The sequence below is a fragment of the Chryseobacterium luteum genome, assembly GCF_000737785.1.
Taxonomy (GTDB): domain Bacteria; phylum Bacteroidota; class Bacteroidia; order Flavobacteriales; family Weeksellaceae; genus Chryseobacterium; species Chryseobacterium luteum.
Window position 1 is genome coordinate 40,161 of sequence record NZ_JPRO01000003.1, and the last position, 26,323, is coordinate 66,483.

General features: G+C 37.0%; 27 protein-coding genes. 7 read left to right on the forward strand and 20 right to left on the reverse strand.

Annotated features, from left to right (window positions below):
- Positions 1-61: 61 nt before the first annotated feature.
- Genes IX38_RS05380 through IX38_RS05405 form a run of 7 tightly spaced genes read left to right on the forward strand, consistent with a single transcriptional unit; the run spans position 62 to position 5,968 of the window.
- A complete protein-coding gene (locus IX38_RS05380; RefSeq protein ID WP_034702635.1) occupies positions 62-1,090 on the forward strand; it encodes an acyltransferase family protein in 1,029 nt (342 codons plus the stop codon).
- A gap of 30 nt (positions 1,091-1,120) precedes the next feature.
- The gene (locus IX38_RS23335; RefSeq protein ID WP_262483436.1) at positions 1,121-1,252 is read left to right on the forward strand and encodes a hypothetical protein; all 132 of its coding nucleotides are present in this window, start codon (positions 1,121-1,123) and stop codon (positions 1,250-1,252) included.
- Between the two features lie 14 nt (positions 1,253-1,266).
- Entirely contained in the window at positions 1,267-2,994 is a 1,728-nt protein-coding gene (locus IX38_RS05385; protein ID WP_034702637.1) for an HAD-IIIC family phosphatase, read from the forward strand.
- Positions 2,995-3,002: 8 nt separating this feature from the next.
- Entirely contained in the window at positions 3,003-3,242 is a 240-nt protein-coding gene (locus tag IX38_RS05390; RefSeq protein ID WP_034702640.1) for an acyl carrier protein, read from the forward strand.
- Positions 3,242-3,622, forward strand: coding sequence for a VOC family protein (locus tag IX38_RS05395; protein ID WP_034702642.1), 381 nt, complete (start codon positions 3,242-3,244; stop codon positions 3,620-3,622). Before IX38_RS05390 ends, IX38_RS05395 begins: the two co-directional genes overlap by 1 nt.
- A complete protein-coding gene (locus tag IX38_RS05400) occupies positions 3,622-5,040 on the forward strand; it encodes an MBOAT family O-acyltransferase (RefSeq protein ID WP_034702644.1) in 1,419 nt (472 codons plus the stop codon). Before IX38_RS05395 ends, IX38_RS05400 begins: the two co-directional genes overlap by 1 nt.
- 1 nt (position 5,041) lies before the next feature.
- Positions 5,042-5,968: a hypothetical protein gene (locus IX38_RS05405; RefSeq protein ID WP_228377915.1), complete on the forward strand. Its 927-nt coding sequence runs from the start codon at positions 5,042-5,044 to the stop codon at positions 5,966-5,968.
- Here IX38_RS05405 and IX38_RS05410 read toward each other — a convergent pair.
- From IX38_RS05410 to IX38_RS05500, 20 genes are all read right to left on the reverse strand, one after another.
- Positions 5,960-6,898: a glycosyltransferase family 2 protein gene (locus tag IX38_RS05410; protein ID WP_034702649.1), complete on the reverse strand. Its 939-nt coding sequence runs from the start codon at positions 6,896-6,898 to the stop codon at positions 5,960-5,962. The two genes, IX38_RS05405 and IX38_RS05410, sit on opposite strands and share 9 nt — an antisense overlap.
- Positions 6,899-6,900: 2 nt before the next feature.
- Positions 6,901-7,836 carry a glycosyltransferase family 2 protein gene (locus IX38_RS05415; protein ID WP_034702650.1) on the reverse strand — a complete coding sequence of 312 codons (936 nt, stop codon included), beginning with the start codon at positions 7,834-7,836 and terminating at the stop codon, positions 6,901-6,903.
- On the reverse strand, positions 7,833-8,852 hold the full coding sequence (locus tag IX38_RS05420) for a glycosyltransferase family 4 protein (protein WP_165570707.1): 1,020 nt from the start codon (positions 8,850-8,852) through the stop codon (positions 7,833-7,835). Before IX38_RS05420 ends, IX38_RS05415 begins: the two co-directional genes overlap by 4 nt.
- A gap of 130 nt (positions 8,853-8,982) precedes the next feature.
- The gene (asnB, locus tag IX38_RS05425) at positions 8,983-10,785 is read right to left on the reverse strand and encodes an asparagine synthase (glutamine-hydrolyzing) (RefSeq protein WP_034702656.1); all 1,803 of its coding nucleotides are present in this window, start codon (positions 10,783-10,785) and stop codon (positions 8,983-8,985) included.
- 48 nt (positions 10,786-10,833) lie between these two features.
- Entirely contained in the window at positions 10,834-11,703 is an 870-nt protein-coding gene (locus IX38_RS05430; protein ID WP_051884500.1) for a glycosyltransferase family 2 protein, read from the reverse strand.
- Positions 11,697-12,464, reverse strand: coding sequence for a class I SAM-dependent methyltransferase (locus tag IX38_RS05435; protein WP_117585879.1), 768 nt, complete (start codon positions 12,462-12,464; stop codon positions 11,697-11,699). Before IX38_RS05435 ends, IX38_RS05430 begins: the two co-directional genes overlap by 7 nt.
- A gap of 48 nt (positions 12,465-12,512) precedes the next feature.
- Positions 12,513-14,111, reverse strand: coding sequence for a hypothetical protein (locus IX38_RS05440; RefSeq protein WP_034702658.1), 1,599 nt, complete (start codon positions 14,109-14,111; stop codon positions 12,513-12,515).
- 6 nt (positions 14,112-14,117) lie between these two features.
- On the reverse strand, positions 14,118-14,903 hold the full coding sequence (locus IX38_RS05445) for a class I SAM-dependent methyltransferase (RefSeq protein ID WP_034702660.1): 786 nt from the start codon (positions 14,901-14,903) through the stop codon (positions 14,118-14,120).
- Positions 14,900-16,444, reverse strand: coding sequence for a hypothetical protein (locus IX38_RS05450; protein WP_034702663.1), 1,545 nt, complete (start codon positions 16,442-16,444; stop codon positions 14,900-14,902). The genes IX38_RS05445 and IX38_RS05450 overlap by 4 nt, the downstream gene beginning before the upstream one ends.
- A gap of 5 nt (positions 16,445-16,449) precedes the next feature.
- Positions 16,450-16,614, reverse strand: a complete 165-nt coding sequence (locus IX38_RS22885; RefSeq protein WP_165570708.1) for a hypothetical protein — start codon at positions 16,612-16,614, stop codon at positions 16,450-16,452.
- The gene (locus tag IX38_RS05455; RefSeq protein WP_034702665.1) at positions 16,611-17,537 is read right to left on the reverse strand and encodes a glycosyltransferase family 2 protein; all 927 of its coding nucleotides are present in this window, start codon (positions 17,535-17,537) and stop codon (positions 16,611-16,613) included. The genes IX38_RS22885 and IX38_RS05455 overlap by 4 nt, the downstream gene beginning before the upstream one ends.
- A gap of 34 nt (positions 17,538-17,571) precedes the next feature.
- Entirely contained in the window at positions 17,572-18,492 is a 921-nt protein-coding gene (locus tag IX38_RS05460) for a glycosyltransferase family 2 protein (RefSeq protein ID WP_034702666.1), read from the reverse strand.
- Between the two features lie 9 nt (positions 18,493-18,501).
- The gene (locus IX38_RS05465) at positions 18,502-19,170 is read right to left on the reverse strand and encodes an NAD-dependent epimerase/dehydratase family protein (RefSeq protein WP_034702667.1); all 669 of its coding nucleotides are present in this window, start codon (positions 19,168-19,170) and stop codon (positions 18,502-18,504) included.
- 76 nt (positions 19,171-19,246) lie between these two features.
- The gene (locus IX38_RS05470; RefSeq protein ID WP_051884503.1) at positions 19,247-20,173 is read right to left on the reverse strand and encodes a glycosyltransferase; all 927 of its coding nucleotides are present in this window, start codon (positions 20,171-20,173) and stop codon (positions 19,247-19,249) included.
- A gap of 14 nt (positions 20,174-20,187) precedes the next feature.
- Positions 20,188-21,051 (reverse strand): glycosyltransferase family 2 protein, encoded by an 864-nt coding sequence (locus tag IX38_RS05475; protein WP_051884505.1) that lies wholly within the window; start codon positions 21,049-21,051, stop codon positions 20,188-20,190.
- Positions 21,027-21,953, reverse strand: a complete 927-nt coding sequence (locus tag IX38_RS05480; RefSeq protein ID WP_051884507.1) for a glycosyltransferase family 2 protein — start codon at positions 21,951-21,953, stop codon at positions 21,027-21,029. Before IX38_RS05480 ends, IX38_RS05475 begins: the two co-directional genes overlap by 25 nt.
- On the reverse strand, positions 21,950-22,315 hold the full coding sequence (locus IX38_RS05485) for a hypothetical protein (RefSeq protein WP_034702670.1): 366 nt from the start codon (positions 22,313-22,315) through the stop codon (positions 21,950-21,952). Before IX38_RS05485 ends, IX38_RS05480 begins: the two co-directional genes overlap by 4 nt.
- Positions 22,312-23,856 carry a glycosyltransferase family protein gene (locus IX38_RS05490; RefSeq protein ID WP_034702673.1) on the reverse strand — a complete coding sequence of 515 codons (1,545 nt, stop codon included), beginning with the start codon at positions 23,854-23,856 and terminating at the stop codon, positions 22,312-22,314. The genes IX38_RS05485 and IX38_RS05490 overlap by 4 nt, the downstream gene beginning before the upstream one ends.
- A gap of 165 nt (positions 23,857-24,021) precedes the next feature.
- Complete coding sequence (locus IX38_RS05495) at positions 24,022-25,275, reverse strand: ABC transporter ATP-binding protein (protein ID WP_034702675.1); 1,254 nt, start codon at positions 25,273-25,275, stop codon at positions 24,022-24,024.
- A gap of 39 nt (positions 25,276-25,314) precedes the next feature.
- The gene (locus IX38_RS05500) at positions 25,315-26,160 is read right to left on the reverse strand and encodes an ABC transporter permease (RefSeq protein ID WP_034702679.1); all 846 of its coding nucleotides are present in this window, start codon (positions 26,158-26,160) and stop codon (positions 25,315-25,317) included.
- Positions 26,161-26,323 lie beyond the last annotated feature (163 nt).

A 26,323-nucleotide genomic window follows, 5' to 3' on the forward strand; every position in this document is an offset into this window, starting at 1 on the left:
GAAAACCTCTGCTTTTTATAATGACTAAAAATATTGTAAGGCTGTTGAACAGTTTTTGTGAATGAAGATAAGCCAGATAACCTTTACCCGATTCCTTGCCGCTATAGCTATCGTTATTTCTCATTTTAATAAAGATATGTTTGTCTATAAGACCGATTATATTTCAGCTATCTTTTTAAAAGCCAATGTTGGGGTGAGCTATTTTTTTATCCTCTCAGGTTTCATTATGATTGTAGCCTATCATAAAAAAGAGAAAATCAACTATTTAGAGTATTATAAGAACAGGTTTGCAAGGATCTATCCGCTGTATGTGGTGGGACTGCTGCTTTATCTGGTGACCAGGTATTCAAACTTCAGTATTACGAATGTTTTTTTGTATCTGTTAGGGCTTCAGAGCTGGATTCCGGGTAAGGCCATGATCCTGAATTTTCCGGGATGGTCTATTTCCGTGGAATTTCTGTTTTATCTGATTTTCCCGGTGCTGTACAATTATTTTTACTCCAAAAACAATAAAAGCATTTGGGTAGCGGGCATCGTGCTGTGGATTATTACCCAGGTATTTTCGCATCTTTATGAAGCTTCACCGTCTTATAAAGGGCCGCATACGGAAAGCCATGAGCTGCTGTATTATTTCCCGCTGATGCATGTAAGCGAATTTTTAGTGGGAAATCTTGCCGGACTGTTTTTTGTGAACAATTTTAAGCAGAAGAATTATGATATTCCTGTGGTCCTGATCTTTGCAGCTGTTATGCTTTCGCTGATCTTTGTTCCGCTTTTTTATCATAACGGGCTTATGGCAGTGCTTTTTATTCCGCTGATTGTTTTTATCTCATGGAATAACGGGCTGGTGACAAAAATTTTCGCCTTGAAACCGCTGGAATACCTGGGCGAAGCAAGTTATGCCGTCTATATTACGCATATCCCCATTCTGTATATCCTGAGGGAGATTCTGAAATGGCAAAATTATAAACCTGATATTAACAGCGTGTTCTGGATTTACCTGGCTGTTCTTATCATTACTTCGATGCTGTTTTATCAATTTATTGAAAAACCGCTCAGAGATTATCTTAAAAAAGTAAATATCAGATAAAATCTTTATTTTTGCAGCAAACAAAACACAATGAAAAAAAACACGAATGTTCCCAACCCATATACTGCATATCTATATGCTGAAGATCCGTCGCTTACGGAAACCTTTAAATGGAATAACACAGACCTGACTGAAATGGAACCCGGTACATTCATTTTTTAATAAAATAAAAATTCATGTACAAAACGTTTTCGGAACTGAAAAAAGGGCTCCGCAGAGACATCCCTCAGCTTAAGAAGGTCAGGGTGGCATTACTGGGCGACACGGCGACACAATTTCTCAATGTTGCTTTGAGGGGAACTGCTGTGAATGAAGGCTTTGAATTTGAAATTTTTGAAGCGGATTTCGGCCAGATTTCCCGGCAGATCCTGGATCCTGCCTCAGAATATTATGAGTTCAATGCAGACTATACGATCATCTTTGAGTCTTCTCATAAATTATTAAGCCAATATTATAAATCTTACGATACGCAGAATACTTTTGCGGAAAATAAGATTTCCTATATCCGGGACCTTTACAGAACGATTCAGGACAGGACTAAAAGCAGGCTGATTTACTGTAATTTCCCGATGATCAATAATCAGATCTTTGGAAACTTTTCCAACAAGGTAGAATCTTCTTTTGTTTTCCAGCTGAATAAGCTGAATTATCTGCTTTCGGCGGAACTGGCGATCAGAAATGATAATTTTTTTATTGCAGATCTCCTTTCAATACAGAATAAATGGGGAAGAGACTTTATGTTTTCTCCAAACATTTATATCAACACGGAAATGGTGATTTCACTGGATGCTCTTCCGATTGTTGCCCACCATATTACAGGGATTATTTCTTCTCTGGAAGGGAAGTTTAAGAAATGTCTGATCCTGGATCTGGATAATACAACCTGGGGCGGTATCATTGGTGATGACGGTCTGGAAAAGATCCAGGTAGGAAGTCTGGGAATAGGAAAAGCCTTTACCGAATTTCAGTATTGGATCAAAGCACTTCAGAGAAGAGGGGTGATCCTGGCTGTTTGCAGCAAGAATGATGAAGATAAGGCTAAGGAACCTTTTGAAAAGCATCCGGATATGGTCCTTAAGCTGGACGATATTGCCGTTTTTGTGGCTAATTGGGATAATAAAGCGGATAATATCAGAAAGATCCAAAGCATTCTGAATATCGGATTGGATTCCATGGTGTTTCTTGACGACAACCCGTTTGAAAGAAATATTGTACGGGAAAATCTTCCGGAAGTCTGCGTCCCTGAACTACCTGAAGATCCGGCAGAATATCTGGAATATTTATATGGCCTGAATCTTTTTGAAACCTCCAGCTTCTCGCAAAATGATGCGGAGCGAACGAAACAATACCAGGTGGAAGCACAGAGAGCGGTTGATCTGGACAGTTTTACCAACGTAACAGATTTTCTGAAAAGCATGAATATGGTTTCTGACGTGAAATCTTTCGACAGCTTTTCAAAGCCGAGAGTTTCACAGCTGACCCAGCGTTCCAACCAGTTTAATTTAAGAACGGTAAGGTACACGGAACAGGACGTGGAAAACCTGATCAATTCTGAAGAACACCACACTGTTTCTTTCACTTTGGAAGATAAATATGGTGATAACGGGTTGATCTGTGTGGTGGTTCTGGAAAAGAAAGATCCGGAAACTCTTTTTATAGATACCTGGCTGATGAGCTGCCGTGTCCTTAAAAGAGGGATGGAAGATTTTACCCTGAATACCATTGTGGAAACGGCCAAAAAGCACGGATTCAAAAATGTTGTGGGAGAATACCTTCCTACCGCAAAGAACCAGATGGTAAAGGATCATTATGAAAGATTAGGATTTACAGAACATAATGGACAATGGATACTGAACGTCAGTGAATACCAGCCAAAAGAAGTATATATTATTAATAAAAATTAAATAAAAACATGAATAAAAACGAAATTTTATCTAAGCTTACCAAGGTCTTCCGTGACGAATTGGACAATGAAGAAATTGTATTAAACACTGAAACTACAGCCGATGATGTTGAAGAATGGGATTCCCTTTCCCATATTCAGTTAATTGTTGCCGTGGAAAAGGCTTTCGGAATCCGTTTTACTTCTTCTGAAATTCAGGGGTGGAATAACGTAGGTGAAATGGCTGATTCTATAGATTCAAAGCTGTAATGAAATTTCATCATGTTGGGGTTGCCTGTAAAGATATACAGGCAGAACTCCAAAATATCAGACAGCTGCATACAATTATTGAAGAAACTCCTGTTGTTTTTGATCCTAACCAGCAGGCAGAACTTTGCATGGTTACCGTGGAAGATGGCTTAAATATTGAGTTTGTTTCCGGAAAGCCTGTAGAAAATCTTTTGAAAAAGAGAATTTCATATTATCATATCTGCTACGAAGTTGAAGATATTGATAAGGCTATAGAACATCTTACACAAAGCGGAGGAATGCTTATTTCCCCTCCCAAAGAAGCTGTTCTTTTTAATAACCGGAAAGTAGCTTTCCTGATGCTTTCTTATGGAATTGTTGAACTTTTAAACAGTAACTAATGCAGTTTACATCATTAGTATTCATTCTTTTTTTCTCAGTTGTTTTTGCTGTGTATTGGTGGGTTTTAGGTAAAAAGCTTAAAGCTCAGAATATCTTTTTATTGTTAGCCAGCTATGTATTTTATGCCAACTGGGACTGGCGGTTTTTGGTGCTTTTGATCATAAGTTCAGCTGTCAGTTATTATTTAGGGTTGAAAATTTCAGAAAGCAAGACTCCTCAGAGGAAGAAACTACTGGTAAACTTAGGGCTTCTTTTCTCCATTGGAACCCTGTTTTATTTTAAGTATTTTAATTTCTTCATAGATTCTTTTGCGCAGTTATTTCATATTAAAAGTACACTTACCCTAACGATAATTCTTCCTTTGGGAATCAGCTTTTATACGTTTAGAATGATAAGTTATCTGCTCGATATTAAGAATAATAAGCTGAAAGCAGAGACCGATGTACTGGCGTTTTTTAATTACATTGCCTTCTTTCCGAGCATGACTTCTGGGCCTATTGATAAGGCAGGATTGTTACTGCCACAATTAAAGAAAGAACGGATTTTTACCCTGGAAAACAGCTCAGATGCTGTAAGGCAGATTCTTTTGGGAGCATTTAAAAAATTAGTTGTTGCCAACAGTATTACACCGGTTACTCAGGAAATATTTCAAAACTATGATCATCTTTCAGGGAGCACGGTTGCTTTCGGGATGATCTTATTCCTTTTTGAAATGTATGCGGATTTTTCCGGATATTCCGATATGGCCATTGGTTTTGCCCGGCTTTTAGGATTTAAAATAACGAGAAACTTTGCCTTCCCCCTGTTTGCGCAGAACATCGCAGAATACTGGAGAAAGTGGCATATTTCGCTGACTTCATGGCTGACGGAGTATGTTTTTACTCCTTTGGTCATTCAGTTCAGGGATTATGAGAAGAAGGGACTCATTGCCGCCATTATTTTAAACTTTATATTAATAGGAGCCTGGCACGGACCGAGATTTACTTTTGTGCTGTTTGGTCTGCTTCACGGGCTTTATTATATCCCTTTGATTTTAAATAATAAGCTGAACAAGAAGAAAAAGTTTTCAAAGTCTGTTCCTACATTTCAGGAATTGGGGAATATCATACTGACAATGGCAATGGTCTGTTTTGCTTTGGTACTGTTCGTTGCGCCAACACTTAAAGACGCATTGGGAATGTACGGAAGGATTTTCAGTCTCTCTGTTTTTTCAGTTCCGGAATTTATTAAGATTAAGATTTTAGGATTAATAGGAATTGTAATATTGATAGACTGGCTGAATAAAGATCAGGAACACGGTCTTGAAATCAGCAGGTTCAGGCCTGTTACGAGAAGACTTTTTTACGTATTTCTTATTTTCATGATCTTGTATTTCGGTGTGTTTGGTAATAGTAGTTTCATCTATGAACAGTTCTGATATGAAAAAGTTTTTATTTAAAATATCCTTTTATATTGTTGCCGTTGCTGCTGTTTTATTGTGGCTGGGAAGCTATGCAGACGGTAATACGGATGATAATTACAGACATTTTACAGGTCCCAAGCCTTCCAATATGATCTTGGGAGATTCCCGCGGTTCCCAGGCTTTGGTTCCTGATGTTTTAGACGGGAAGTTGAAAGATAGAAAATTTGATAATTTTTCCCTCAACCTTACCGAATCACCTTACGGGCAGATCTATCTTGAAGCAATAAAGAAAAAGCTTCACCCTGGCACAAAGGATGGCATCTTCATCCTGACTGTTGATCCGTGGAATGTATCCACCGGTAAAGACGTAAAAGATGCGAAAGAATATACCGAGAATACTTCCGCGCTGGCAGATATGCATTTTTACGACATGGCACCCAATTACGAATACCTTTTAAAGCATTTTCCCAAAAGCTGGTTTAATATCTACAACGACAGGGAAGCAGTGGGAAGATCCAATACGTATCTGCATAAAAACGGGTGGATGGAAGTAACGGTTGACATCAATCCTGCCGATTTAAGAAAAAGAGAAGCCAGCAAAATAACCCAGTACAAAGAATTTGCAGCCAATCAGAAAATATCCCGTTACAGGCTGGATGCCCTGGAAGACATCATTCAATATCTTGACACTAAAGGAACGGTTTATATTGTCAGAATTCCCGGATTTAAGGGAATTATGGATATAGAAAATGCATTTTCCCCTGATTTTAATCAAATTATAGGATCTATTGCCCAAAAAAAGAAGGTGAAATTTTTTGACTTTTCTTCACAATACGATCAGTACATCTATACGGACGGAAACCATATGTACAAAGAGTCTGGAAAAGTATTTACTGCCCGGATTGCCGATTCTATTCTTCTGGATAAGAAGATGTTAAAATAGATTTTTCCTGAAATTAATATTGAATAAGCCCGAACGGATGCCCGGATAATCTGTAATCAGGTATTTTGCGATCATTCCCCATTTTTTGAAAGCCGGAGCGACGGCGATCTCGAAACTGCGGAGCATTCTTTTGATGTGAAGTTTTACATGATCAGGAACGGTTTTCTCATTTTCAGCCCATTTATTTAATTCTCTCCAAAGTAAAACACGCGTTTTTGCAGGGTTTATTTTCCCTGAATCTACTTTTGTGATCCTGTTATTTTCATGCACCCCTCTTAACGCAATAGCTTTATCATTAATACCCGTATAAAGCTTAAGGTAATAGGCGAATCTTATGGTGATTTCCGAATCCTGATGAAGTCTGAGAGAAGTCTCAAAAAACCTGTCCATTTTAGACAGGGAAGATTTTCTTAAGGTTAAAGTATCCAGGTGAATGAACCCGAAAGAGCCCCGCAAACTTATCAGTCCCATATAAACATCCTCAGGATTCGTTTTTTCGTATACAGTATCCAGTTTGTCTTTATAAATAGGGTAGTACTGTTCTCTGGCTTTCTCCGAATAATATTTTACTCCTATTGCTCCATACACGCCTTCCACTTCAGGATTTTTGAAAAGTTCCCTTTCCGCATCGAACCTGTTGGGCAAATAATAATCATCCGCGTCCAGAAATGCAATGAAATCCCCGGTTGCCTTCTCCATACCTAAATTTCTGGAAGCTCCGGCGCCATGATTTCCTTTGTCAGGATGCTGGTAAAGCTTAACCCTGCCGTATTGTTCAGCTAATTTCTGACAAACCTGAAGGGCGTTATCCGGCGATTTATCTTCAACTAAGACAACTTCATATACTTCTTCAAACTGAAGAGCCGATTCTACGGCCTGTGACACATATTCTTCAGCATTATAAACGGGAATAATTACGGATATTTTCATTCTTATCGGTTGAGATACGTAAAACGGTATTGTGTTTTTGCTAGTTGAGGATTTTTAATCACCTCTAAAAAGGTACAAAAATATTTATTGAATCCTGTTTTTAAGGATAAATCAAATGATTTGTACGTTAAATAAATCTTTCTTTTGCAGTCGGGCGGCAAAGGATTGTTCTCTGCCCAGTCGTTTAATGATTTCCATAAAAGGAACTGCCTCTGATTGTATTGTGGTGAATACCTTATAATTTTGGTTATCCTGTTATTGTCATGAACCCCTCTTATCGCAACAGCCTTATCTATAATACCTGATTTTAAATAACAGTGATAGGCTAATTTGATGATAAAATCGGAATCCTGATGTACACGAAGGTTTTCGTTGAAGCGAAGATTATTCGCCACCAGCGCTGATTTTCTGAGGGTAAGCGTATTCAAATGAAAGAAGGTTCCAAAAAAAATAGAAGTTAAGCCCAGTAAACCTTTCAGAACCTCTTCGCCTTCCGCCGGAAAGTTAACCGTAGTTAAGGAAACATTTTTAAACTTATCCTGAAACTCTTTTCTGCCTTTTTCGGATAAATATTCTACGCCGATAGCTCCGAAAACACCCTCAATTTTTTGTTCTCTGAAGGCTTCCTTTTCAGCATCAAAACGGTTGGGAAGATAATAATCATCGGCATCTAAAAAGGATATGAATTCACAGCCTGCTTTTTCGAGCCCTAAATTTCTCGTGGCTCCTGCTCCGTGATTTCCTTTGTCCGGATGCCGGTATAATTTAATCCTTGAATCTTTTTGGATCAGTTTCTGGCAGATTTCCAGTGAATTGTCAGTGGATTTATCCTCAGCCAATACAATTTCCTTTACTTCATCAAACTGTAAAGCAGAATCTACAGCCTTTTCCAGGAATCCGGATGCATTGTAAACGGGTATAATTACAGAGATATTCATGCCTTGCTGTATATTGCTTTTAATTGTTCACTGAAAATAGCCGGATCGTGATTCTTTTTGATTCTTTCCAATGAATTCCCTGACTTTTCAAGAAGTTGTTCAGGGTTTGTAAAAATATCCTCCAGAATATTTTCAAGCTGTACTTTCAATGTTTTTTTAAGCTCTTCCCGCTGTTCACCTGTAAAGTAAAGAGCCTGTTTTAAACGGTTTTGGGGAAGATGAATAAGCCAGCCGCAGTTTTTATTATTAATTTCCGGCAATGCGCGGATATCTGTCGTGATAACAGGAACACCTGCTGCCTGCATTTCCAGAACAGAAAATCCATAGGTGTCCGACCAGGTGGGTAAGAGGCCGATGTGGGACTGCCTGATAAGCTCTATTACTTTTTCGTTGGGAATATTTTCAAAAATATCAATCCATTCCTCCTTTTTCAGCATTTCTTTAGTTTCCAGAGCTTCCTTTTCAGTTACTTTGGTTACGTAATTGTCCGTTTTAAACGATGAAACAATACTGAGCCTGAAATTGTATTTTTGTCTTAATTTCTTCAAAACCTCGATCATTTGGGGGCCTCCTTTCAGATGAAACTGTGTTCCGACGAAAATAAGATGAAAGATTTCCGTGTTTTGGTAAATCTTCTGCGAATCTCTCGGGATAATTTCCTGAGAGGGATGGATCACTGAAAGTTTAGACTTTATCGCTTCCTGAAATTCAGGATAGTTTTTTAACAGCTCCAGCTGGATATTGGCAGAAGCCTGTGAAATAGAAATAATTCCCAGACAGTTCTTTTTGCCAATCTGCTTGAGGGCATTTTCCGTTTTTTCGTTGCGGATATGCTGAGGTTCTGTTTTCTGATGGTCATTTTTAGTTTCAGGAAATCTGGGAACAAGGGTCTCAAAAGAAGTTACCCATTTCTGAGAAGAATAATTGATGTCATTATAAAGATGGAGGATATCAATCTTAGGTTTCTGATAAAAAAAATACCTTCCTTCGATATCCGTTTTTTTTCTGAATACCATTTTTTTGACAGTAGAGAGTGAATGAAAAAGATTGTTGTTCTTTCTCAAAAAAACATATTCACATCCGGAAACTTTATTTAAAATATTTCTTTTAATGGGATAGTCATTTTGTGTCAGCCCTATTCTCATATTACTGTAAATGATTTTTATTGTTCTTAAACCAAAGTGCTAAGATCAGCAGGCTCCAGTGCTGGTGGTGCTTATTCAGTTTTTTCTGTACCTCGTCAAAATCTAGAAACTCAAAAATATAGCTGTTCTTATTTTCAAGAAGTTCTTTACTTAGAGTCTGAAGTTCAGGTTCTTTGAACCATTCGTTCACAGAAGCTCCGAAGCCGTTTTTGCTGCGGGCTGCAATTTCTTCCGTCCATGCCTGAGCATAGGCTTTTCTCAGTATGATTTTATCTTCCGTTGAATTTACCTTATACTGCCATGGCATCCGGATACAGAATTCGGCGAAATCAATATCTAAAAACGGGATCCTTACTTCTACGGAATTGTACATGGAAGTTCTGTCGCCCTTCAGCAGCATGTTGCCCGGAACATATTTTTCCAGATCTATCCGCATCAGATCATTAAAGTCTTCATTGGATGGCTTAAAGCTAAATTCCTGCCCGGGAATTTTATCGGTGATTCCCAGTTTTCTGATTTCGGAGGCAGAAAAATAATTCCGTACTTTATTCTGATGATAATCCAGGGTGTCGTTATATTCTGCCCTGAGGCGTCTTTCCGAACCAATATCCCTGAATTTACCGGCTAAAAGAAGCATTTTTGAAAGATACCGCGGGTAATAGCCTTTCTGGGAAAGGTTGATGTTGTATTTATAAAAAGTATATCCTCCAAACAGCTCATCACCTACATCCCCTGAAAGGATAACCTTCAGATCTTTTGAGGCTTCTTTAAAAATAAGATGGGTAGGAAGCAGGGAAGAATCCATCAGCGGCTCATCCATGTATGAATACACTTCCTGCAGTGTTTCGGAGATTTTCTGTTTCTTATCTAAAAGAATATGATGGTCCGTTTTGTATTTGTCTGCAATGGCCTGTGCATACGGCATCTCGTTCAGATCACCGCTTTCGTACCCGTAAACCAATGTTTTTATATTCTCCTGATACTTTGATGCAATGGCAACAATGGTGCTGGAATCCAGACCGCCTGAAAGAAAAGAACCTACGGGAACATCGGCCACCAGCTGCTTTTTTACGGCATTGTCTAAAAGATATTTAAATTTTTCAATGCTCTCGTCCAGGCTCAGTTTCGAGGTTTCGGCAGGAATGGTCCAGTAAGGTTTTATCTCTGTTTTTCCACCTTTAAATACCAGCGTATGGGCAGGTTTAAGGTTGAAAATATTCTTGTAAATGGTTTTCTGAGGATGAATGTAGCCGTTCTTTAAATAATAGGCGATCTGTGCCTGGTCAATTTCAGGCTTTACTAATCCTGAGGCCAGAATGGCTTTAATTTCCGAAGCAAAAATAAATTCACCGTTCTTTCCGATGGTATAGTAAAACGGTTTTTCCCCGAAACGGTCTCTGGCACAGAAAAGCTCCTGTTTTTCTTCATCCCAGATTGCAAAAGCGAACATTCCGGGAAGATCATAGATGAGATTTTTTTCTTTTTTCTGATACATGGCAAGGATCACTTCGGTATCTGAGCTCCCGCGGTACGGGTAATCAGAATACTGATCTTTTATATCCTGGTAGCCGTAAATTTCACCATTCAGTACGATGCATTCCTTTTTGGTGCCGGAAAACATGGGCTGCTTTCCGTTTTCGGACAGGTCTATAATAGAAAGCCGGCGATGGCCTAAAGCTGCATGATCATAAAATTCAAAGTGTGAAGAATCGGGACCGCGATAGGCGATGGCATCCGTCATTCTCTGGATTTCATTCTGGTAGTTTCTGGCATTATTGGATATAATTCCGGCTATTCCGCACATAGCTTTATATTTTTTTTAATTTTTTGATTCTTTTCTGCAAATCATATTTTATTTTAATGGCATAGAGTGCCCTGAAAAAATTTCTTTGGCTAATATAATTTTACTGAAATCTATATTAATATCAAAACCGTTTCTCCATATGATCTCACGGTATTTCTTTAACAGTAATTCGATGAAATCTTCAGGAAATATCTTTCCATAATTTTTAATAATATGTTCACAAAATAGGTAAGTGGCCAATTGCTTATCTCTTGTGGTGTTGTCCATTCCTGAAATGCTCTCGCTTGAAATCCTTACTCCCACTTTTGCATCATGTATAAATAAAAAATCTTTCAGGTCTGAAAACTCAAGGATTGCCAGATCATCGGAATGCCATGCCAAAGGGAATTTTTTGAATCTGTATTTCAGATATATTTCCTTACTGAAAATATTTTCTGATAAGCTATTGGGAAACTGGCTGCTTATTTTTTTAATTAAAAAATCTTTTGAAGAAACAATATCCTCCATATGGGTAGGCTTTCTTGTCTGAGATCCGTTTTCATCTATAATATACTGAGAGAATTTTACTAAAGAAATTTTATTGTCCTGAATTGTTTCCAGATTTTTATAAAACATTTCCACTACGTTATTCTCCAATATATCATCGTCACCCAAGATCATTATCCATTCTTCATTTTTTGCCTCACCAATGACTCTTTCCCATTGTAAAGCCAGGTTTTTGCCTCCCAGATTTTCTTTGTACGGGAAATAGGTATAACTGGTGTTTTTGAGTATCTGGTTGATAAGGTCTTCCGGATCTTCCGGACTGGCATCATTTCCTATATATACATTAAATCTTTTATCGGTTTGAGCTTCAATAGATTTCAATGTTTCCGAAAAAAAACTTTTTTTGTAATAAGGAACGATAACTGCTAACATATAAAAAACGATTTAAATGTATCAAAAGAAATTAAATTCAGGCTTTCCTGTCTATATTTTTCAAAAGTATGATATTCAAAAAAATTATTTTCAATTTTATTGGAAGAACCAAAATTCATTTTTTTTGAAATGATCCCAATGCCCCAATCCGTATCAATACAACAGGAATAGATGTCGTCTCTTTTTCTGTTTTTAACAAATGCTTTCCATGTCGTGCCATTCCAAAGAGTTGAAGCCGGAGACAAATTATAATCATAATTTTCTGAAGCATGAAATTCGGTAGGAGGGTTACAGTCATGCATCACAATAAACCCGTCTTCTTTAAGATAATTCAAAGAGTTTTGGATATCTTTTTCCACCTGTTCTGCAAAATGGGAGCCATCAATGAAAATAACATCAAACTTTATGCTATCGTTAAGGGCTGTCCCGTTTTTCAGCATTTCAAAAAACTCATCACTGGTGACTTTGAAATCTACACTGTTTTCAGCATTTTCATACCCCGGATCGACACTGTATTTTTCCTGGGAGGAAATCTTATTAAAGTTGTCATTAGGATTTCTTACCCCTATTTCCAGATAGACCGTTGGTGAGGTAAACTGGCCTAAAAGAAAATTAATGATATCCGTTCTCAAAGGGGTTTTCCCGATTTCTTCAACAAACTTCTGTCTGGCATTGAGGTGATATTTATCATTAAGGTATCTGTTAGCTAATTCTATTTTTCTGATTTGAGTTTTTATAACGTTTACTCCGGGTATTTTCATGATTTTTGTGTTAATTGTGTGTTTATTCGAAATAAAGAAAGTACTATTTTATTTTTTTTGAAATTGAGAGGGAAGATATAAGGTAAACCGTCCTGCTTTTACCACTTTATACTGTTCAGGATGATTTACGAATTTTAAAGGTACGAATTCTTTCGGGCTGAAAGGATAGTCGTTACTTTCAATATAAATATAATCGTCCGGCGTTTTGCCCGCTTTTTTGATGATATAATACATATAATCCTTTAAGGGAAAATAATAATAGATCGGGGGGTTGGCATCAAGAATATACAGATATCCTATCAGGTGATTGCTGGAATAAATAACATTGGGCTGATTCTGCAGGTAAGGGCGTAAATCTTCTATGTCTTTTTTCCTCTGTTTATCCAGGTACAGATCATATCCGTTTACCTTGACTTTTTCTGTCTGTTCTGTAAATATAAAGTCTTTCCAGCCTTTGGTATGAAGAGTGTCCGGAAATGCAAAGATCATCAGGGACAAGGCTGCGAGATAACCCGACATCCACATCACATTCTTATACAATCTTATCAGGCATATAAAGATAAGGAGGAAATAATAATATTTGTAGGCAGGAAGACGCAGGTGGAACCAGGTCTGGGAACCGAAAGCCAGGCAGTATGGGATGATTAAAATTAAAATAATCAGGTATTTATTCTCTCTGGATTCGGTTTTACTGGTCCAAAACCTTACGGCAAGCAGATGGGTGAAAAGAATAAAAGAAAAAATAAAATAGGAGTGTGAGAATATAAGCAGTCCTAAAGTAACAGCCCCGGTTACAGCTAATATTTTATCTAATGTTGTAACGGAGCTCTCAGAAAATTTTGCCCGCCATAACAGGAAAAATGCAATTGCTGAAGGTAAAACGGCATTTACAAAAAGATAAACACACCAAAGCACCATGAAGGTTTTGGAATGCTGCTTCTTATGAAAACCAAGATAATCTTTAAGAAATTTGAACTGGTAAATAAAGTTGTCTAAGGTATCAAGGAATGTGAAATAGATCACTATTCCCAGTATAAATCCGGTCAAAAACCAAGTAATATTGGTTCTCCATCGTTTGAGATCACACAAAATAATAAAGGCAAAGATGGGAGCTATGATAATACTGTGGGAATTCCCGTTAAACAAAACAAACGATAAAACAAATCCTGCCAAAGTCTGAATGATCTGTTTTTTGGTAATCAGTGATATCAGTATCAGCGAAACGCCGGTGTTTATTAAAATGGTGTTTCCAATATACTGGTGAATAATGAGATTGTTGATAGCCCAGCTTTCAAACCCGATCAGAATACCTAAAAGGCTTAAAATAAAAATGTTGTTTTTTAAGTTAAAATATTTGAACACCGAGAAGCAAAACAGAAAATTACTCAGCACCAGTGCGGTGATAGAAATAATTCTGAAATGATAGATATTCGGGGTATAAAGAAACCTGAATATCCTGAAAAAATTGGTTCTGTCAAAACTTAAGCTTTCACCTTTGTTTTTGTAATACGATAAATAGTAGGCCTCATCATTAAAAATAAAGCCTTTGTCAAGATTGGCATAAGTAAGGTAACCCAGAAATACAGCCCCGGTTATCAATACAAAATAAATGAGTATCTGAACAGGATTTTGAAATAGTTTATTCATGTCCTATTATTTTTTGCATTCAAAAATAAATGCGGAAGCAATATTTTTACTCATTGGGTGATACTGTAAAATGACATCCAGAAATTTAATAGGGAAGGTAAGGCACATAACAATGATCAGTAAGATATTATGCAGCGGTTTGATGCCGAAAGAAAACAGCATAACGATCCATTCCTGTAAAGGCCATAGCATTCCTCCCGTAGGGCTTATGGAGTGTATTTTAAGGTCTTTGAAGTCTTTGAACTGCACTTTGATCCCTTCATAGGTGAATCTTTGGAAATCATAAGGAGATGCGTGAAAAGCCTGCATAAAAGGAATTTCGCATAACAGCTCTCCGCCGGGTTTCAAAACCCTGTGGATTTCTGCAATTACGGCCTGCGGATCCGGAACGTGCTCCAAAACTGCAATATTGATAATCTGGTCAATGGAGTTGTCTTTAAAAGGCAGTCTGGTAATATCGCAAACGACATTCACCGGATTGTAAGGGATAAGATCAACGTTGATGATGTCCTCTCTCAGGTCCGTATAGCCGCTTCCAAGGTTCACTACAACCTTATCGGAATTTTTGGTTTTTTTCAGGACTCTTCTTAAGAAAAAATACCTTGAAGGGTATAGAGGGGCTATGATATAAATGAGCAGCTCATATAACCATACATATTTTTTGAAAAATGTTTTTATCTTGTCCAGGGAATCGGAAACAATGTCTTCATCGAACTCAAGAAATACAAATTTTCCGTTTTTGTATTCATACCTGGTTCCTTCAGCAATAATTGACTGTATTTTTTCTTTCATTTTGAATGTTTTTTTAATTTAATAGTTGTATAATTTTCTATAATATAAACTTCCTTATTATTAATATACTGATTCAAATTTTTATAATTTTCTTCAGAAATCAATAAAGGATAGCTGTCCATTTCATAGGGATTGGAATTGTATAATGGATGCTGTTCTTTTATTAAAGGGAAATTGGTAATCCAGCCAAAGAACATTGTTTTGATCCCGGGTTTTTCAAAAGCCAGCCTGCTGTACATCAGCATATTACTTGTAGCATCAACAAGATAGATCTTGTTTTTTGGAAGCTGTTTTTCCAGGGTTCTTATATGATCCAAAGCCCTCAAAGCAAATTTTTTTGTCTGATTTACATCTTTCAGGGCCAATAAAAAGAAAAGGCCTGTAACGGATATATTTACTATAAAAAGAGAAGGACGTTCATCATCTTTGAAATTCTGTAGAAAGAAGAAAACGATACCGAAAAGCGTAGGGTAAAGGATTCTGTACTGTACATTATTTACATATTTCATGGTAATAACGATCAGGATAAAGTGCAGTAAAATGAAAAGAGCTACTTTATAGTTTCTGAAAACTAAAGCCAGAACGAGAAAAATACTGATTGCTATACAATATGAACCCGTATAACTGAAGCAGAACTTTAAAGCATCAATCACTGAAATAGATTTTTTATTCTCTTTTGAGAACTGTTTCATGACTTCGGTACTGAAATTTTCCGTAAAAATAAATTTCTCTGCCAGGGTGATGTCTTTTTCAGAAAGCCTGAGTTTCTCATTATTTTTTCTGTTGTCAAAATCAATATTGCTGTTGGCTGTTATGGATTGCCGGGCTTTATTAAATTCATAATAATCTTTCCACTTCGCCTCCGAACCATATTGGTAATTGTGAAACAAATTTAAAAGGACCGTCAGAAACAGTCCGGCATAAACGATTTTATAATCCCTGAATTTTTTAATGTTGAAAACAAAGACGGCAAAAAATATAAAATAGGTAAATAAAAACATTTCAAATCTTATGGCGGAAGATAAAGCCATTAAAAGAACAGAAAAAAACAGGAGTTTTTTGGCTCCGTTTTTATAACCGTAATATTGTAAAATCACGGCAGAAACAGCCAGGAACCCGGTGATGTAACTAAACTGCAGCCTGGATAAAAAGTATATTAAAAGAATATTAAAAAGGGTAAGGGTAAGCCTCTTTATTCCTGTTTCATATCTCAAAATACAGTAAAGATTACTGAAAAAGGACAGCAAAAATGCTGTTATCATGAATAAAGCATACCATTCTGTATCGTGAAAGTTTCTGTACAGGAAACTTAATAAATAGCCAATCACATTGTTTTCATAAACAAGATGGAAATCCGGGCTGCCTGTAAAATATCCACTGGCAATTGAACGAAGCCAGATATCATCGTTCTGCTCATAAACCACCGGAAAAAAAGCAAAGTATCCCGATACACAGAGAATGCTTATGATAAGACAGGTTATCCATGATGATGAAATCCGGATAACAGCTGAATCGTTAAAAGTGTTTTTCTTTGGCAACATTGGGGTTACAAATAGGTATTGTATAATTTTGGAAGGTATTCTTCAGCAGCTGGCCGCAAAAGATGGATTTCTTTCATTTCGGGAGAATCAGAACCTCCTGAAGCGTATGAAATTATATTTTCCGCACCGACAGATCTTAATGCCTTTGAAATTCCCATTCCCGTCATCATATGTTGACCGTTTTTTCAATAATGGTATAAGGCCTGTTTCTCACCTCATTATAAATTCTGTAAATATATTCTCCAATAATTCCTAAGCTGATCAGCAAAATAGAATTGAAGAAAAGAATAATAATGATAATAGTGGTATAACCGGCTACTTCAATCTCATTTGTAAAATATCTTATAATGGTAAAAAGACTGAATAGTATAGAGATCAGCAAACCAATATTTCCGAGTATGCTGATGATCTGAAGGGGAAGGGATGAAAAGGAAAAAATTCCGTCTTTCGCAATTTTGATAAGCTTTTTTAAAGAATATCCGGATTCACCCTCTATTCTTCCGCTTCTGTCATATTCCAGGCCGATCTGTTTAAAGCCTACCCATGCTCTTATGCCTCTCAGATAAGGATTCTGCTCATTAAGGGTCAGCATTTTATCTTTTACATTCTTTGTCATGACACAGAAATCCCCGGAATCTAAAGGTATTTTTGTTTCACTTATAGTATCAAGCAATCTGTAAAATCCGGTATAGGCCAGTTTTTTCAGCCTGCTTTCTTTTCTTTTTCTCCGGATTCCATAGGCAACTTCATAGCCCGAATCAAGCTGCTCAAAAAAGCGGGGAAGCAGGGAAGGTGGATCCTGTAAATCATCATCAATAATCGCAATATAATCACCGGTGGCATAATGCAAACCTGTTTTTACAGCGATCTGGTGTCCGAAATTTCTTGAAAGTTTAATTCCTTTGATATAAGGATATATCTTCGCAAGGTCCTGCACCACCTCGAAGCTGTTGTCCGGGCTTCCGTCCTCTACCAGAACGACTTCCAGATCCCAGCCGGATTCCTTTTTCTGATTGTCAACGGCTTCTAGGGTTTTGTGAAGGAATTTGGCCGAGCGATAAACCGGTATTATAAGGGTTATTTTTCGATTCATTGTGTTTAATAAAGTTTAAAAATACACAAAATAATTATATTTTTAAAAACGCAGGTCCTTCCTGGCTTACCTCTGCTCTTATTTTACTAAGAATATGGGACTCACCGGATATCTTTTTATATTTCCCCATCAGCTGTTTTGAAATACCTAATTTACCTGACGCTGAATTTTTAATTATACTTTGTATCAATGCTTTTTTTTCTGATTTCAGTGCATACGGAAGATTGGGATTCATGATCTTGGTTTCGATGGTAAGATCACTATACCGGGTGTAATCTACTTTATCTAGAGACTGTTTGCCGTCGTGTACCACTTTGCTGCCGGGGACGAGAATGATTTTCTTTTTATGGAAATGAAGCCTGTTGACATATTCGTTATCCTCGCCGTAATGAAAAAAATAAGGATTGAAGCCGCCTACAGTTTCTATTGTTTTTTTAGGCAGCAGCCAATGGGCGGCATTGACAAAATTAATTTCATAATAAGGCTTCAGGGTCTGAAAATACAGATCAGAAATCAGTCTTGTTTTTTCGTAATTATGCGCAATGTATTTATCTAAAAACAGATCAAGCCTCTTTTCGGTCCCGTCTACATGGATAGGGCTTATGATGCCTATTTCTTCTTTATTGGGATGGGAATGGTAAACTTCCAGCAGCTTTTTCATGCTGTCTTCATACAGCCATGCGTCCTGATTCATCAGATAAAAAAAATCCGCTCCTTGTCTGTATGCTGTTTCTATCCCGATATTATTAGCTTTTCCAAATCCGAGATTCTGCTCAGACTGTATAAAATGAACCTCAGGGAAATGGGTTTTTATATATTCCTGCGAGCCGTCCGAAGAGCCGTTGTCTATCACAATACACTGTACCGGAACCGATGAATGCTTTAAACTGGTAAAACATCTCTCGGCCCATTTCATGGCATTGTAGGTAACAATAATAACGTGGATACTGAACATACCGGGTTTTTAAATATACTTTCGGGTTATAGATTCCAGATACGCCTCAGGATTTATTCCCGAAAAGAACGCTTCCGTATCTTCATCAAAATTGACTTTATAAAAATCACCTTCATCAATCTCTGAATAGCAGGCTGTGTCTCCGGTTTCTTTCTCTATGGCACCGATAATCTCTTTCAGATCATAATAATAAGGGAAGGCGAAACTGAGCGTCTTATTATTCAGTCCCAAACAGTGGGAGTCTAAAAATTTTGAAATATCTTCAATATCTACAAGCAGCCTTCTTGCTTTAAGGTGCAGGGAGAATTCTTTTTTCGCTGCAATCTGTGCCTTCAGAAAATTGAAAAGCGTATTCGGATTTCCTCCTTTGCCTACAATATTTCCTATTCTTAAAATAAGAAAACTGCCGGCATTGCTTTCAATATAGTTTTCGACGGACTTTTTGTGAATTACATAAGGACTTTCCTGTTTGGACTGGTCGTAAATGCTTAATGTAGAAAAATAGATCAGTTTTTTATCTTTATTTTCTTCATGTACGGCCTTTAAAAGGGAAAGTTCTCTTTCAAATTCTGCGTCTCTGGTTTCCAGGGAGTTTGAAACCCCGGAAGCAAAGAAGATCGTGTCATTTCTGTCATAAGATTTTACAGCGTTGGCTATAATACCATTTCCGATAATCATACGTTGGTTTTTTTCATTAGTTGTGTTATATATAAGGAACAAAATTTCATGTCATGTCTTGTGAATCAGCGGTTTTTTATTTTAAAAAATCAAATATATGAAAATAGTATTTCATTTTTATTTGGGTTATAAAACGATCAGGAAAAGAGAGCTTTTCAAGATAGTCCCTGTATTTTTTGTGGCAGTAATGAATGTAATCTAAAGTCAGATCAGCATTTAAATTTAATCCGGAAACTGCTTTTTTCACAAAAGGAAATCTTTTGAATGCTATAAAAAGATCTTCACGGCTCAGCGGTTTTTCATCTTCAGCAGAGAACTTTGTGAAGGTATTAAACCCGATATTCTGTTTGGGATGAATTCTGTATTCCCCCAGGACCGAATTCTCGATCCAGACCGAATTTGTATCACTGGCAAGGAGGAGCAGTTCATAATCGTGAATGATTGTTTCATTGAGTCTTTTCAAAGGTAAATGCTGTTTGAGAAAGATATTCCGGACGGCCATGCCCATTCCCGGGAATACATTCCCCTGATACAGTAAGCGCTTAACGATTTCCTGCGAATTTTTAAAATGTTCAGGATTAAAATGTTCAATATCCCAATAGGTGAGGTCCTTCCGGCTGTCCAGAGATTCACCGAAAAGTTTAGTGTTGTGGCATACGGCATTCATGTCCGGATGTTTTTCGAAGATCCCGGTGATCACTTCAGTTTTATTGTTGTACCAACGGTCGTCCTGATCGCATAGCAGTACAATATCACCGGTGCATAAGCTCAGTGCTTTTTCAAAATTCCGCACATATCCCAGATTTTCAGTGTTTTGATTCACCTTAATGATCTCCGGGTACTGTTCTGCATAATGGGAAAGTATCTTTAATGTGCCGTCTGTAGAGCTGTCGTCACAGATGATGATCTCAGAAACCGGCAGAGTCTGGCTCAGAATACTGTCCAGCTGTTCGGCAATATAAGCTTCGCCATTATAGGTGCATAGTGCTACAGATGAGGTCATAATATATAAATTTCTCAGTTTTTTTTCTGAAAAAGGCTGTAATAATATCTTTTCAGGGCAAGGTATCCGGAAACTACCCTGCCTCCGGTTGCTTTATTAAATTCGTACTTCAATTGTGAAAGCTGAGTCATTTGAAAATTGATCATATGATAGGCAAGCCTGTCGTGAAGATCTTCTCCATACAGTTTCTTTACTATGGGAAGCAGACCTGTTCTTTGGCGCAGGACTTTGTAGGGATCGGAGGATAAGCTTTTTTTATCATCTTCTTTCCGGTAATGGGCCAGCGGTTCATCAATCAGAAGAACTTCGGGATTATTTTTCGTGATATACATCCACATCAGCCAGTCTTCGTTAATGCTTAGAGAAGTGTCAAATGTAAATCCTTCAAGAAGTTCCCTGGAAATTAAAGCACAGTGTATAGGAATCGTAAATTGAAGATTCCACCCGAATACAATATTTTCAAATGTTGCAAAATCTTTTTCAATACGGTTATAGCCGGGATAATGAATGTTATTTTTATACATCGTGAACTGGCTTATAATCAGAGGATAATCTTTGTCGTGGGCGAGACTTTTTGTAAACTTTTGACGATCTATGATATCGTCAGCATCCAGAAACTGTATATAGCCTCCGGAAGCTTTTTCAAGCCCGGCATTCCTCGCAGAAGATATCCCTCCATTTTCTTTATATACATAATGAAATCGGGGATCTTTATCGGTCCAGTTTTTTGCTGAAGCCTCTGTATTGTCGGTAGAGCCGTCATTGACGATAATACATTCCCAGTTCATATAGGATTGCTCTGATACGGACAGCAGGCATTCATCAAGATAAGGCCCTTGATTATAGCATGGTACTATGATGGATATTTTTGGAGACATTTCTTTTTGATGTAATAAATTTTTTTGAGTGCTTTTAAAAAAGTTTTAATTTTTAAATGTTTAAGGTAATAGAAAATTACTGTATAACGGGCATTGTATTTTTTGTAATAACTAAAATTTAAATAATCTTCCACCACTTTTGACATAAACGGATAGTCAAACAATGAAGAGTATTTTGAGATAAGTATTTCTCTTAATTCAAAATAGGCTTTTTGTTTTTCGTCAGACAAATATAATGATCCTGAAATACTTGATCCTGAAATCCGGACCTTTACGATACTGTTTTTAATATATAAAATAGAATTCCCGGCAGCGAATAAAAGGATGGCCAAATCATCACTTCCCCAGGCTAATGTTATTTTTTCAAATTTAATTTTTTTATAAATATCAAGTTTAAAAATATTCTCGGAAAGACTGCTCTGTATTTCGTGGTTGTATTTTTTGATAAAAAACTCTGAAGGTTTCAGCTCTGAAAAATGATAAGCAAAATTTTCTATGACCTTATTTTTCTCATCAATCCACTGATGGGAAAATTTCATGACAGATATATTTTTAGATGTTGCGGTTTGAAGATGATTATAAAATTCTTCTACAAAGTTTTCGGAAATAACATCGTCATCACCCAGAATCTGAAACCATTCTTCTTTTACATTTTCTAAAACTCTCTCCCACTGCAGAGCCAGATTTTTACCGCCTACGTTGTCTTTATATTCAAAATAATGATAACTTTCAGGGGGAAGGTGTTTTTCAATGATGCGGGCAGGATCATCCGGGCTGGCATCATTTCCTATATACAAAACAAAATTTTTGTTAGTCTGTGCAGCAACAGATTGTATTGTTTCCTCAAAAAAATCTATTTTATAGTAAGGAATAACTATGGCAAGCTTGTTTTGATGGATCATTTTATCAGATTTTTATACGTTAACATTCTTTTTTCGATCAGATGCCACGAGCCGTATGCAAAGATGCAGGTAATAACGATATTTGCCAGCATAAGCCTTATAGTTCCTAATCCAAAATAATACATTAATGTTTGCTGTATGATGAATGCATAAATATAAACTCCATAAGAAATATCTCCTGTTTTTGAGCCTATACTGCTTATATACCGGGTTTTGTGAACACCGATGAGTAAAATTAATAAAGGCAAAAGGACAGGACTTACGTATTTATAGAATTCAAAATATAAAGAGATTATTAATGCTAAAAAAAGCATAAGAAAATCGAAATTATTACTCCTGTTAATTTGTGTAGCGATATTCATTCTTTTTTACGAAAGTAATTGATTAATTGTTTCTTATGAAAATAATTAATATTAGGATTTTTAGGCTTTGTCATTTTATAAACAAAATATTTTCCGAGTAATGACATGTTTTCTGTAAAACTATAATGTGAAAATGCTCTTTTATCAATCGTTACAAGAAGTTTTTCATTCTCACCGTTATAATATCTGTCCGGGTTAGGCATCCGGTAAGTATGTTCTTTCTTGTCTATTATTTGATAAAGCTCCTGAATACGGGATTTCCATACTTCTATACTGTAACTGTTCAGGATATATCCGTGTTGTTTCTGTGAGGTTTCTTTTCTGTATTCCTTGTCCCGAATCAGCTTTCTGATATTGGAATGCCATTCGTCCAGATTTTTTGGATACACTATATGATGCTCATTATTGTCACTGAAAAGTTTAAATAGAGGGAGTGGATTATAGTGAAGAGCAAAAGGGATCTTACGTAAAGCAGCCTGAAGTAGAGCTGTAAAAGAAGGCATAGGATAACCTTCAATATAAATGTCTGTTGTTTTTTCAATTTCAGCTAATCTCTGCGGAGATACAATTCCGTGTAAAACAATCCTTTCATGCTGATATTCTTTAGCATACTCATAATCGGAATCAATCCCTACAATATGAAATATGACATCAGGATTTTCCTCTGCAATTTTATAAGCCTCTCTCAGAAAATTGTAATGCTCATTAGGATTGTATTTGTAAGCCGTTCCCGTGCTTAGCAGGTTGATGAAATGAGTTTCGTGGCCAGTATTTTCTTCTTCCATCTGATGAACAGTTTCGATAGGAATTGGCAAAAAAAACTGTCTTTCCTTCAGAATATCCCGTCTTTCCTCATCAACCGGTATGCTGGATTCTCTGATTTGAAGGACAATATCTGCAACAGATGTTCCCAGCCAGAATACATGATCTGCATGGTTGATAAAACATACAGGTGTTGTGATGTCTTTTTGAGATAAAACTATATTGGTAATCGTTTCGTCCGGATGAATATGAAGCGCTATCGCATCGTAACCGTTTAGAAGCTGCCGGTTTAAAAGCTTGGCCGACTCTATTTTAGATGGGGATTTTACGCTGATATGCTCCGCATCAATATGGTCTGCCAGATAGAAATGACTAATTTCTGTTAATTCTTCAAGGGAAAGGCGCGTACTTAAAATAGTATGCTTTTTTGAAGAGTCGTTTTTGATCCAGTTATAAAGCAATTTAGAATGTCCGCCCGATGTATAAACTATAGAGCAGATATGAAGTATTTTATTTGTTTTTTTCTGTTTTTTCTGATGAGATGCTGGTGGTAAAATCTTTTGCTGAATTTTGGCTAAAAGTACTTCCAAAGGCCCGCTCTTGTAATACCCGGAAAAATTAAACCATCCGAAAGAGGCGGTTTTTTCAATATAATTTATACAATCCTCATAAAGCTTTTCTTCAAATAATTTTTGTGCAATCCGGATGCATGATTCGAAATACACCTTATTTGAGTATAATGCCTTTTCTGGATCGTTATGTACATCTTTTTCTGCCAAGCTCTTGCGTTTTTGAACGTTTATTGATATTGATTTTAGAATCATCACCGGAGGAACACGACAGCATTATCAGAATTGAATATTCCTCCGGACTAATTTTGGTAAGTATGATCTCCGCAGTAACCTTTTGTAGTTTTAATCCTTTATGTTGTTTCCGGAATCAGTTTAAAGTATTTTAAAATCAAATTCAGGTCTGATAATTCCCGGAAGAAGTGCAATGTTTTTTCCAAGCTTTACATTTTCAACTTCAAAACCGATTATACTGGGAGCAATATATAACGGAATTCTTTGATCCTCACCGAAAATCAATTTGAAATAATAGTTCCCTGCATTTAATAAATGCTTTGGAAGGGTGAATTCTACACTGTATTCTTTCGCTTCCGAATCATTATTGGTCGTAATTAAAGCTCCTGTATGAAAAACGGGAACCTCTTCGTAGGTTCTGAGCTCAAATGTAGTATCCAGATTGATTCCTGCTCTTGAATTAAAGAATCTTAACTTTATCAGAATCCCGGATTCTATATCTATTAATTCGCCTTGAGCCGGCTCGGCAGAGAATTCAAGGATTCTTATATTTTCATTGCCCATTGCTGTTTCAACAGTGCCTTCGTGTAGATATCTGCTTTGGGTATCAGAGTTTTTTTGGTATTCTACAATAGTATCAAGTATGCTGCCGCTGTAGGTCAGCTGCCCCTGGTTCAGCAATATCCCGGTACTGCAAAGCTCTTTAATGGCCGTCATATTATGGCTCACAAACAAAATGGTTCTTCCTTCACCTTTCGTCACGTCACCCATTTTTCCGAGGCATTTTTTCTGGAAATCTGCATCTCCCACTGCTAAAACCTCGTCGACAATTAAAATTTCAGATTCCAAATGTGCTGCCACGGCAAACGCCAGACGCACATACATTCCCGAAGAATATCTTTTTACCGGGGTATCTATATATCTTTCCACTCCTGAAAAAGCGACAATTTCATCAAATTTTCTTGTGATCTCTTTTCGGGTCATCCCGAGAATGGCTCCGTTGAGAAATATATTTTCACGTCCTGTCATTTCAGGGTGAAAGCCTGTTCCTACCTCCAGTAATGAGGCAATTCTGCCGTTGGTGTAAATTTTCCCGGTAGTGGGTTGCGTTACTTTACTCAGGATTTTCAGCAGGGTAGATTTTCCTGCTCCGTTTCTGCCAATGATGCCTACGGCACTTCCTTGCTCGATTTCAAAGTCGATATCACGAAGTGACCATATGTATTCAGATTCTCCTTTCGTTGTTCTGTCATTAACTTCCCCGATTTTTAAATACGGATCTTCTTTGCCTCTTACTTTGTGCCAGAATCTGTTCAGATCGTGAGAAAGCGTCCCTGTTCCCACCTGTCCCAGACGGTATTGTTTTGATATGTTTTCTGCTTTTAAAGCCAGCATAGTTTAATTGGAATTTAAATTAATAAAAGATGATGGTTCCTAAACGGTGTCCATGAACGTTTTTTCAACCTTATTGAAAACGACAACGCCTATCATCAGAAGGATCAGGATAATCACTGAACTGATTCCCAGCATTGCAGGTGAAAAATCTCCGGCACCGATCCATGCATATTTAAAGCATTCAAAAATACCCGTCAGCGGGTTATAGTATGCCAGCTTTCTGAAAATACCTGTCAGTGCAGATACCGGATAAATGACCGGAGTTGCATACATATACAGGCTTATCCCGAATCCCAGCAACATGCTGAGGTCTTTGTATTTTGTAGTAAGTGAAGAAAAAATCATTCCTACCCCTAAAGCGAAGAAAGCCATAAGAATAATAAGGAATGGCGTGGCAAGAATCCAGATATTCGGGTGAACTTCTCCTTTAATGAGATAGTATACCCAGGCGAGGATAAATAAAAGGAACTGTACCCCAAACCGCATCAGATTGGATATTACGATTGACAACGGTGTTACAAGCCTTGGGAAATAAACTTTTCCGAACATTCCTGCATTTCCTGCAAAGGTATAAGAAGTGGTAATAAGGGATGTGGAAAAATAATTCCAGAGGGTAACTCCTGCAAGATAGAATAAAAGAGGAGGTCCGTCTGTAGGAAGTTTGGCTATTCCACCGAAAATAACCAGGTAGACAATCGTAGTCAAAATAGGATTGATAAAAAACCAGACCGGCCCCAGCACAGTTTGCTTAAAGCTGGAAACAAAATCTCTTTTTACAAACATATAGACCAGGTCTTTATATCTCCAGACCTCTTTAAGCTTCAGATCGAATAAAGAATGATCAGCACCAATCGTCTCTGTCCACTTCTGTTGTGGTTCATTCATTTGTGTAAGTTTTTGCAAATTTAAAATATTTAATTCTTATTTAACTTTTCGATCAGTGAATAATCATTCACATAAAACAGAAAGTAACAACTAATATATTAATATTTGTCATTATGAACAAAAAACTATTAACTGTAAAGCTAATAGTTGTTGAAATTTATAA

What these genes read in the sequence shown, in the direction of transcription:
- IX38_RS22885 (WP_165570708.1), bottom strand. Translation starts at nt 16,614, where the DNA reads ATGATGACGGGAATGGGAATTTCAAAGGCATTAAGATCTGTCGGTGCG.
- IX38_RS05410 (WP_034702649.1), bottom strand. Translation starts at nt 6,898, where the DNA reads ATGAAAATATCCGTAATTATTCCCGTTTATAATGCTGAAGAATATGTG.
- IX38_RS05455 (WP_034702665.1), bottom strand. Translation starts at nt 17,537, where the DNA reads ATGAATCGAAAAATAACCCTTATAATACCGGTTTATCGCTCGGCCAAA.
- IX38_RS05500 (WP_034702679.1), bottom strand. Translation starts at nt 26,160, where the DNA reads ATGAATGAACCACAACAGAAGTGGACAGAGACGATTGGTGCTGATCAT.
- IX38_RS05450 (WP_034702663.1), bottom strand. Translation starts at nt 16,444, where the DNA reads ATGTTGCCAAAGAAAAACACTTTTAACGATTCAGCTGTTATCCGGATT.
- IX38_RS05495 (WP_034702675.1), bottom strand. Translation starts at nt 25,275, where the DNA reads ATGCTGGCTTTAAAAGCAGAAAACATATCAAAACAATACCGTCTGGGA.
- IX38_RS05460 (WP_034702666.1), bottom strand. Translation starts at nt 18,492, where the DNA reads ATGTTCAGTATCCACGTTATTATTGTTACCTACAATGCCATGAAATGG.
- IX38_RS05440 (WP_034702658.1), bottom strand. Translation starts at nt 14,111, where the DNA reads ATGAATAAACTATTTCAAAATCCTGTTCAGATACTCATTTATTTTGTA.
- IX38_RS05380 (WP_034702635.1), top strand. Translation starts at nt 62, where the DNA reads ATGAAGATAAGCCAGATAACCTTTACCCGATTCCTTGCCGCTATAGCT.
- IX38_RS05465 (WP_034702667.1), bottom strand. Translation starts at nt 19,170, where the DNA reads ATGATTATCGGAAATGGTATTATAGCCAACGCTGTAAAATCTTATGAC.
- IX38_RS05485 (WP_034702670.1), bottom strand. Translation starts at nt 22,315, where the DNA reads ATGAATATCGCTACACAAATTAACAGGAGTAATAATTTCGATTTTCTT.
- IX38_RS05405 (WP_228377915.1), top strand. Translation starts at nt 5,042, where the DNA reads ATGAAAAAGTTTTTATTTAAAATATCCTTTTATATTGTTGCCGTTGCT.
- IX38_RS05445 (WP_034702660.1), bottom strand. Translation starts at nt 14,903, where the DNA reads ATGAAAGAAAAAATACAGTCAATTATTGCTGAAGGAACCAGGTATGAA.
- IX38_RS05435 (WP_117585879.1), bottom strand. Translation starts at nt 12,464, where the DNA reads ATGAAAATACCCGGAGTAAACGTTATAAAAACTCAAATCAGAAAAATA.
- IX38_RS05430 (WP_051884500.1), bottom strand. Translation starts at nt 11,703, where the DNA reads ATGTTAGCAGTTATCGTTCCTTATTACAAAAAAAGTTTTTTTTCGGAA.
- IX38_RS05475 (WP_051884505.1), bottom strand. Translation starts at nt 21,051, where the DNA reads ATGTCTCCAAAAATATCCATCATAGTACCATGCTATAATCAAGGGCCT.
- IX38_RS05480 (WP_051884507.1), bottom strand. Translation starts at nt 21,953, where the DNA reads ATGATCCATCAAAACAAGCTTGCCATAGTTATTCCTTACTATAAAATA.
- IX38_RS23335 (WP_262483436.1), top strand. Translation starts at nt 1,121, where the DNA reads ATGAAAAAAAACACGAATGTTCCCAACCCATATACTGCATATCTATAT.
- asnB (WP_034702656.1), bottom strand. Translation starts at nt 10,785, where the DNA reads ATGTGCGGAATAGCCGGAATTATATCCAATAATGCCAGAAACTACCAG.
- IX38_RS05400 (WP_034702644.1), top strand. Translation starts at nt 3,622, where the DNA reads ATGCAGTTTACATCATTAGTATTCATTCTTTTTTTCTCAGTTGTTTTT.
- IX38_RS05395 (WP_034702642.1), top strand. Translation starts at nt 3,242, where the DNA reads ATGAAATTTCATCATGTTGGGGTTGCCTGTAAAGATATACAGGCAGAA.
- IX38_RS05470 (WP_051884503.1), bottom strand. Translation starts at nt 20,173, where the DNA reads ATGACCTCATCTGTAGCACTATGCACCTATAATGGCGAAGCTTATATT.
- IX38_RS05415 (WP_034702650.1), bottom strand. Translation starts at nt 7,836, where the DNA reads ATGAATATCTCTGTAATTATACCCGTTTACAATGCATCCGGATTCCTG.
- IX38_RS05385 (WP_034702637.1), top strand. Translation starts at nt 1,267, where the DNA reads ATGTACAAAACGTTTTCGGAACTGAAAAAAGGGCTCCGCAGAGACATC.
- IX38_RS05420 (WP_165570707.1), bottom strand. Translation starts at nt 8,852, where the DNA reads ATGGTATTCAGAAAAAAAACGGATATCGAAGGAAGGTATTTTTTTTAT.
- IX38_RS05390 (WP_034702640.1), top strand. Translation starts at nt 3,003, where the DNA reads ATGAATAAAAACGAAATTTTATCTAAGCTTACCAAGGTCTTCCGTGAC.